This window comes from Actibacterium sp. (assembly GCF_041584535.1).
Taxonomy (GTDB): domain Bacteria; phylum Pseudomonadota; class Alphaproteobacteria; order Rhodobacterales; family Rhodobacteraceae; genus Actibacterium_D.
Genome location: NZ_JBFHDW010000157.1, coordinates 1 through 6,361 on the forward strand (window position 1 = coordinate 1; position 6,361 = coordinate 6,361).

6 protein-coding genes are annotated in these 6,361 nt (G+C 65.8%); 1 reads left to right on the forward strand and 5 read right to left on the reverse strand.

All coding sequences use genetic code 11. The features are described from left to right. The 5 genes from ABYW26_RS08950 to ABYW26_RS08970 all read right to left on the reverse strand — a co-directional run. Positions 1–923: NAD(P)-binding domain-containing protein (locus tag ABYW26_RS08950; protein WP_372604444.1), on the reverse strand; the 923-nt coding region annotated here is incomplete at its 3' end. A 3-nt stretch (positions 924–926) separates the two neighbouring features. Continuing rightward, on the reverse strand, positions 927–2,174 hold the full coding sequence (gene ccmI / locus ABYW26_RS08955; protein ID WP_372604445.1) for a c-type cytochrome biogenesis protein CcmI: 1,248 nt from the start codon (positions 2,172–2,174) through the stop codon (positions 927–929). Next, the gene (locus ABYW26_RS08960) at positions 2,171–2,668 is read right to left on the reverse strand and encodes a cytochrome c-type biogenesis protein (RefSeq protein WP_372604449.1); all 498 of its coding nucleotides are present in this window, start codon (positions 2,666–2,668) and stop codon (positions 2,171–2,173) included. Before ABYW26_RS08960 ends, ccmI begins: the two co-directional genes overlap by 4 nt. Continuing rightward, positions 2,668–3,198, reverse strand: a complete 531-nt coding sequence (locus ABYW26_RS08965) for a DsbE family thiol:disulfide interchange protein (RefSeq protein ID WP_372604446.1) — start codon at positions 3,196–3,198, stop codon at positions 2,668–2,670. The genes ABYW26_RS08960 and ABYW26_RS08965 overlap by 1 nt, the downstream gene beginning before the upstream one ends. 3 nt (positions 3,199–3,201) lie before the next feature. After that, complete coding sequence (locus ABYW26_RS08970) at positions 3,202–5,193, reverse strand: heme lyase CcmF/NrfE family subunit (RefSeq protein ID WP_372604447.1); 1,992 nt, start codon at positions 5,191–5,193, stop codon at positions 3,202–3,204. A 230-nt stretch (positions 5,194–5,423) separates the two neighbouring features. Between ABYW26_RS08970 and ABYW26_RS08975 the strand changes: the two genes are divergently transcribed. Continuing rightward, positions 5,424–6,251, forward strand: coding sequence for a hypothetical protein (locus tag ABYW26_RS08975; protein ID WP_372604448.1), 828 nt, complete (start codon positions 5,424–5,426; stop codon positions 6,249–6,251). Positions 6,252–6,361: the final 110 nt, after the last annotated feature.

The window sequence follows — 6,361 nt, forward strand, 5'->3', positions numbered from 1 at the left end:
ACCACCTTGGCCTGATCCTCGCCCGGGACCTCCAGCTTGCGCGGAGTGCCGCGGCGACCGATGGCCAGCAGCACGCTGCGGGTGTCATAGCTGCCGCGCGTGGTGCGCAGGGTAAAACCGTCGCCAGCGGGCTGAATTTCCTCGACCTGTTCTTCGTAGCTGATGGTCAGGCCGGTCTGTGCGGCCACGTCCTGCCAGAATTGCAGCAGGTCTTCTTTGCTGGTCTCACGAAACTTTGCCATGCCATAGATCGGCAATTCCGCCGGAGCGGTCATCACCAGCTTGCCGCGCGGGAAATGCGCCACCGTGCCGCCCAGCGATTCCTGTTCGAGGATGGTAAAGTTCAGCCCGGCCTCTTTCGCCGCCAAAGCAGCGGCAAAGCCCGCCGGACCGGCGCCGACGATCACCAGATCCAGCTGATCGCCCGAGGCCCGGCCCCGTTGATCGCGGATATATCCAACCGCCTGACGGCCCTGTTCAATCGCGTTGCGGATCAGGCCCATGCCGCCCAGTTCGCCGGCGATATAGATGCCCGGCACGTTGGTCTGGAAATCCGGGCCGACCTCGGGAATTTCCACGCCGCGTTCGGCGGTGCCAAAGACCAGCGTGATCGCATCCAGCGGACAGGCGGTGGCACAGGCGCCGTGGCCGATACAGTTCGACGGCTCCAACAACTGCGCCTTGCCGTTGATCAGCCCCAGAATATCGCCTTCGGGACAGGCGCGCACGCAGGCGCCGCAGCCAAGGCACAGAAACGGGTCGATCAGCGGATGCAGCGACGCCGGGCGGTTCAGCCCGGCGGCATTGCTTTCCTCAAGCCGCGCCATCGCGCGCTTTTCCGACTTGCGGCGCAGATAGATGAAAATGCCCCACACCACCGCCAGCGGCAGGCCATAGGTCAGGAACGGCAGGGCAGTCTCCATGGGTTAGTCCACCTTCAGACCCAGACCCGCAGCGGCCTGAGTGATCGCGACAAGCGTATCGGGCTGGGTCGCAAAGACCTGACGGGCTTCGGTCAGGGCAGCCCCGGCAGCGGCGGTATCGCCCAGCACCATACGTGAGCGGATCAGCTTGATCCAACCATCCGGATCGTTGGGATTGTCGGCCAGACGCGCGGCAAGGTTATCGACCATGCCGCGGATCATCGCTTGCCGGTCCTGCGCGCTCATGTCCTGCGCGGCGGCGACATCGGCGGCGGTCGGGCCACGGTCACCGCTGGACGGCGGCGGCAACAGGCCAACACCCGGCGCGGCGGCGGGTTTTTCTGACAGGCGGCCATCCAGCGACAGGCCATTCGCCACCGCCAGTTCGCGGACGCGTTCCTGAACGCCCGGCAGCCAATCCGCACCCGGTGGGGCCGAGTCGATCAGGGCCAGCCATGTTTCAAGCGCCGCAGCCGGATCGCCATCCTGTTCCTGCGCCATGCCCATGAAGAACCGGGCGCGCGCGTCAGTGGGGTTCAGCGCCAACGCCTTGCCAAATACCGAGCGCGCGCCATCGGTCACAGCACCGCCAGCGGCCCGCACAAGGGTCTCGCCATAGAGCGAGAACAGTTCGGAATCGTCAGTGCGCAGGGCGACGGCGCGGGAATAGGCCTCGGCCGCTTCGCTATAGCGTTCGGTGTTGAAATAGGACCAGCCCAGCATCTGCCAGCCATCGGCATCGTCGGGGTTCTTCCCAAGCCGGGCTGCCAGACCGGCGACCATGTCATCGACAGTGCCGGCGTCCGGCGTGACGCTGGCCGGCAAGGACGCAGTTGCGCCGCCACCAGTTGCCGGGACCAATGCCGCTTGCGGGCGCACCTGTGCTGCGGGCAGGTCGGGACGCCCGACCACCGAATAAAGCCCCGTCGCCCCGGCCACGACCCAGCCCGCGACCAGACCGATCGCGATCAGGCGGCCGCGTTCAGACAGCGGGTTGCCGTCAGCCTGCCCCGATTTGGCCGCAGCCAACAGGCGGCGTTCCAGTTCGGCGCGCGCGGTTTGCGCCTCGGACGGCAGCAGGATGCCATCGGTGACCTCTTGCTCAAGCGCCTCGATCTGGCCGCGATAGAGCGCGATTTCACCGCCCTTGTCCGCCGCCGCGCTGCGCCGGTCATAGCGCCGCACCAAGGGCACGGTCAGCGCCGCCGCAGTCAGGGCCGTCAGGGCCGTCAGGCCGATCCACAAGATCATTCGCGCAAGTCTCCATTCAAAATCGACGCGATCAGCGCCTTGTCTTCGTCGGTCAGGTCCGGCTCGGGGGCCCGAGTGTCGGCGGGGGCATCGGCGGCAGACGCGGCGGCCCGGCGGCCACGCATCCACACCGCGCCAAACCCGCCCAAAGCCAGCAGCAACAGCGCCACCGGCCCGATCCACAGCGCCAGCGTTGCCGTGGTCACCGGCGGTTTCAACAGAATATAGCTGCCATAGCGTTCGACCAGAAACGCCACCGCCTGGTCGTCGCTGTCACCGGCGACAAGCCGCTCGCGCAGCAATACCCGCAGGTCGGCGGCCAGCGGCGCGTTGGAATCGTCGATCGACTGGTTGCGGCAGACCACACAGCGCAGCCCGGCGCTGAGCACCCGCGCCCGCGCCTCAAGCGCGGGGTCCGACAGCATCTCTTGCGGTTCGACCGCCTGAGCGATGGGCGCGATCAGCAGCGCCACCAACAGGACAAGAATACGGATCATGTGGCGGACTCCAGCGCGTCAATCAACGGTTTCAAGACAGTGCTCCAAATCTCGGGTGTGACCGGCCCGATATGACGATACCGAATGCGCCCACCGGCATCGACGATAAAGGTTTCCGGCACGCCGGTGACACCGATCCGGGCGCCAAGCGCACCATCGAAATCGGTGCCGGTGGCGGCATAGGGGTTGCCGAACCGGTCCAGATACAGCGCCCCGGCGCCTTTGCCATCGCGCCAATTCAGCCCGTAGAACGGCACATCCGAGGCCTTGGCCAAAGCCATCAGATCGGGATGTTCGGCCCGGCAACTGGCGCACCACGAGGCAAAGACATGCAGCACCGCCACCTGTCCTTGCAACTGCGTGTGGCTAAGACCCGCCTGCCCGACCGCCAAAGGCGGCTGTTCGAACACCGGCAGCGCCATATCGCGCCAGCCCTCGGCGGGGTCGCTTTGACCCTGCCCCAAGGCCATTATCAGCACCGCACCAAGGCTCAGGAACACCGGAACAGGAAGCAGGCTCAGCCGCATTGGCTATTCCCCCGCCACCGGCACCGCAGGCATCGCCGCCGCGCGGCGGCGCGTCGGCGCCCCAACACGGAACCGCCGGTCGGTCAGCGAAATCAGCCCGCCAAAGGCCATCACCAGCGGCCCGATCCAGATCAACAGCGCCAGCGGGTGATGATAAAGCCGCACCACCCAGCGCCCGCGATCATCCGGGTCACCAAGCGCCACGTAAAGGTTGGTCAGCAGATGCGCGTCGATCCCGGCCTCGGTCGTGGCCCGGCCCGAGACCGGATAGAACCGGCGCTCGGAGCTGAAGCTGGTGAAGGGCATGCCGCCTTTGGTGACGGTGAACTGCGCCTGCTCGGCCTGATAGTTGTCGCCACGCAGCCGTTTGACGCGGTCCAGCGTGACCTCATACCCGGCGATGTTCAGCGCCTGACCGGGGGCGATGGCGGCGATTTCCTCGGAATCAAAAGCGGCGACACAAGTGATGCCCGCGACCGCCAGACCCAGCCCGATATGCGCCGCCACCATGCCCAGCGTCGCGCGCGGCGTGGTCAGGAACAGTATCAGGCTGCGGCGCAGCGGCACTTCGGACAGGCGCAGCCGTTGCAACAGCGGGATCAGCGCCCCCAGCACCAGCCAGACCGACAGACCGATGCCGCCCGCCGCAAACGGGTGCATGAAGCCGGTGCCGACATAGACCGCGACCAGCGCCGCGATGGCCAGAACCGCCGGCCCGCGCAGCCGTTTCAGCGCCGCGCCCAGATTGTCGCGCTTCCAGCGCAGCACACCGCCGACCGAGACCGCCAGCAGCAGCGGCACCATGATCGGCACGAAGGTGCGGTTGAAATACGGCGCCCCGACCGAGATCTTGTCCGGACCCATCATCTCGACGATCAGCGGATAGAACGTGCCCAGAAACACCGTGCCCGCCGCCGTCACCAACAGGATATTGTTCAGAACCAGACCGCCCTCGCGGCTGATCGGCGAGAACAGAACCGGCTGGTTAAACCGCCCTGCCCGCATCGAAAACAGCGTCAGACCGCCACCGGTCGCCGCGATCAGGATCATCAACACCCCGACGCCGCGCGCCGGATCGGTGGCAAAGGCATGGACCGAGGTCAGCAGCCCCGAGCGCACAAGGAAGGTGCCGACAATCGACAGCGAAAATGCCAGAATGGCCAGCAGCACGGTCCAGACCACCAGCGCCTGACGGCGTTCGACCACCAAGGCCGAATGCAACAGCGCGGTGCCAACGATCCAAGGCATGAAGCTGGCGTTTTCGACCGGGTCCCAGAACCACCAGCCGCCCCAGCCCAGTTCGTAATAGGCCCAATAGCTGCCCAGCGTGATGCCGATGGTCAGGAAACACCATGCCGCCAGCACCCAAGGCCGCACATACCGCGCCCATGCGGCGTCGATCCGGCCTTCGATCAGCGCCGCGATGGCAAAGGCAAAGGTGACGGAAAAGCCGACATAGCCCAGATACAGAAACGGCGGATGGAACGCGAGGCCGACATCCTGCAACAGCGGATTCAGCTCCTGCCCGTCCGCCGGTGCCGGGAACACCCGCGCGAACGGGTTCGAGGTGAACACCATCAGCGCCAGAAACCCGGTCGCGATCATGCCTTGCACCGCCAGCACCCGCGCCTTCAGCGTCGCCGGCATCGACCGCCCCCCCAGCGCCAGCGCGCCGCCGAACAGCGCCAGGATCAGCACCCACAGCAACAGCGAGCCCTCGTGGTTGCCCCATGTGCCCGAGAACCGGAACAACAGCGGCATCGCCGAGTTGGAATGCATCACCACCGCCCGCAGCGATACGTCAGTGGTCACAAAGCCGTAGGCCAGACAGCCAAAGGCCAATATCAGCAGCAACGCCAGCACCAGAGCTGACAGCGTGCCGAATCCCATCAGGTGCCGCTCGCCGCGATGCGCGCCCCAGATCGGCAGGACCGATTGCAGGATTGCCACAAAAAGCGAAAGGATCAGTGCGAATTGCCCCAGTTCTGCGGCCATGTCTGCCTGCCTCCCTCGCCTGAACGTGCTAACGCCGCAGGTCTTTGTTTTGGTTCACTGTTCGCGGCCAGTTTTCGCCAGCCACGGGTCAGAGTCTATGGGTCTGAGGTTTATCATCTGCTTTATGCCTCTGGTTTATCCCTCTGAGCCCCGCGCGGCATGGCGTTAAGGGGCAATCGCTGCTTTTCTGGGGACAGGCGCCGACTCGGAATTCGGCGCAACGGAGGAACATGGCAGACACATCGGCACCCGGCCGCCCGGCCCGGCGTAAGGCGCAAACCGGCATCGTTGAATTGGTGGTGATGTTGGCTGTGGCGACGCTGGCGCTGGTCTATGGCTGGAACCAACGCCACAGCGGCGATCTGACGGCGGAAACCGGGGTTGGCTATATCCTTGGCATCGTCGGCAGCGTGTTCATGCTGTTGCTGTTGATCTATCCGCTGCGCAAACGCATCCGGGCGCTGGCGGCGCTTGGCGGTGTGCCGACGTGGTTCCGGCTGCACATGATGCTGGGCATTGCCGGGCCGGTGCTGATCATCCTGCATAGCAATTACAAGCTGGGGTCGCTGAACAGCACCGTGGCGCTGAGTTCGATGCTGATCGTGGCGGGCAGCGGGCTGATCGGGCGGTTCTTTTACGCGCGCATCCACCGCGGCCTGTATGGCCGGCGGCATGAACTGGACGCGCTGAGGGCCGAGGTCACGGCGCTGCGCGGTGGTGTGGCGGTGAAAGCCGGGGACGCGGTCGATACCTGCCTGCGCGATTGGCAGCGTCACCGTCTGAACGATGACAAAGGGCTGATGCAGGCACTGATCCGGGTCTGGACCGGACCGTTTGCCCGCGCGCGCATCTCGGGTCAGGTGCTGGCGCTGGCCGCCCCGCAAGAGCGCGCGGCGATGAAAACCCGCCTGCGCCCCTATCTCAGAGCCACGGCGCGGGTGCAGGGGTTCGTGATGTATGAACGGCTGTTCGCGCTGTGGCACCTGCTGCACCTGCCGCTGTTCTTTATCCTTGTGCTGGCCGCATTGGCGCATGTCGTCGCGGTGCACCTTTATTGATGCGGCGTCCGGGCAGGATAACCGGGCTGCTGGTGCTGTTATGCCTGCTGTGGCCCGCTGCGGTACCGGCGCAAAGCTGGTATGAAAAGCTGGTGATGCCGGGGCCGCTG